Below are 1,435 nucleotides of genomic sequence, written 5' to 3' on the forward strand. Positions count from 1 at the left end.
AGGCGACGTTGACGCGGTTTGAATTTGATTTTCGAAGAGTATAAGTCATAGAGATTGGATCAAGAGACTAATCTCGAATATAAAAAGCGGACAAAACTAGTTTTCTGATAAACAGAATCTGGTCTTGTTCGCTTTTTCTTCAAGTGAGGAAGCTGATGGTCATTGAAGTCCTTAAGCCGCAAACCAATTACTACCATTTAGGATGTTTTGATGACAATTTAAGAAAGAGCAATCTATTCCTAGAAATAAATGCTAAACTATGATTGTTCCTAAACATGATTTAGTAGATCGGTGGTCTGGTTCAACCCTAAAAGAATAGAGCTGATCTTACAAGTTAATCAGAAGAGTATTATTGAATTGGATTTAGAGATAGTTAGTAGAAAAAAGAAAATCTGAAATTTGATGCTCTTATGTGAGCAAGACTAAGAAGTTATTCTATTCATTCCTTTATTTGTAGAAAGCTTTGGGGAGTATCTATGAAATTTAATAAATATGCCTATCCCTTAGCGCAAGCCTGTTTGGGTTTGTATTTATTCGCTAATGGAGGTAGTTTGATCAATTTAGATATTGGGGTTATCCTTGTCTTACTATCCCTGATCAAGGGAGTAGAAATCTATAAAGAGGAAAGAAAACACAGATGAGCATCGTTAGTAAGTGGAGATGCTGGAGTTCAGGAAAGAAGAGGTAGTGGTTTGCAAAAGTTGAAAAATAGTTTAAAATTTGTAGGAATGATTTTACTGATTATAAATGTAAATACATTTCCCATGAGAATGCTGGCTCTCGAAGACTCTAGTTCTCTATCCTTAAAGTGGACGACTAGTATTGGGTATTTGGTACTTGCTACTTTCTTGCTAGTTGCTGTTTGGCGACAATATAAAAAGAAAATTCCAGACCAGCAGAAGACTCTCAAATTTACCTGGAAGGATTTTGGAATAGCCCTTTTATTTTATGTGGCTACTCGACTAGTAGCGATTGTAGGTACTCTCCTGATCCAAGTGGTTACTGGAAATCCAACATCTGCTAACGATGCTGCCTTGCTGGCTACAAGTGAGCAGATCACTCGAGTTTTTCCTCTGTTTTTCATCGCCTTTCATTTTGCAATTGGTATATTTGCTCCAATCATGGAAGAATTAGTATTTAGAGGATTCTTCAGCCACTATTTTTTTAAAGATGATCAAAAGTGGTTGAAATTGCTAATAAGTTCTGCGATTTTTGGCTATCTGCATATGTTTTATCCGATAGAGTTTGTAACTTATTTTTTACTGGGAGTGATATTTTACTTAGCCTATGCTCGTAGAGGGAATATCCTTGATTCCATAGCTGTTCATTTGCTAAATAACGGAGTTCTAGTACTGGTATCTATTTTAAACTATCTATTTTTAGTTTTTAGCTAATACTCTTCGAAAATCAAATTCAAACCACGTCAGCGTCGCCT

2 protein-coding genes are annotated in these 1,435 nt (G+C 35.5%); both read left to right on the top strand.

All coding sequences use genetic code 11. From position 1 onward, the window contains the following. Nucleotides 1-476: 476 nt before the first annotated feature. Complete coding sequence (locus tag ADH31_RS10005) at nucleotides 477-641, top strand: hypothetical protein (protein ID WP_007554479.1); 165 nt, start codon at nucleotides 477-479, stop codon at nucleotides 639-641. Nucleotides 642-692: 51 nt separating this feature from the next. Then, nucleotides 693-1,394 carry a CPBP family intramembrane glutamic endopeptidase gene (locus ADH31_RS00005; RefSeq protein WP_001170760.1) on the top strand — a complete coding sequence of 234 codons (702 nt, stop codon included), beginning with the start codon at nucleotides 693-695 and terminating at the stop codon, nucleotides 1,392-1,394. Nucleotides 1,395-1,435: the final 41 nt, after the last annotated feature.

The sequence above is a fragment of the Streptococcus pseudopneumoniae genome, assembly GCF_001072375.1.
GTDB lineage: Bacteria > Bacillota > Bacilli > Lactobacillales > Streptococcaceae > Streptococcus > Streptococcus pseudopneumoniae_L.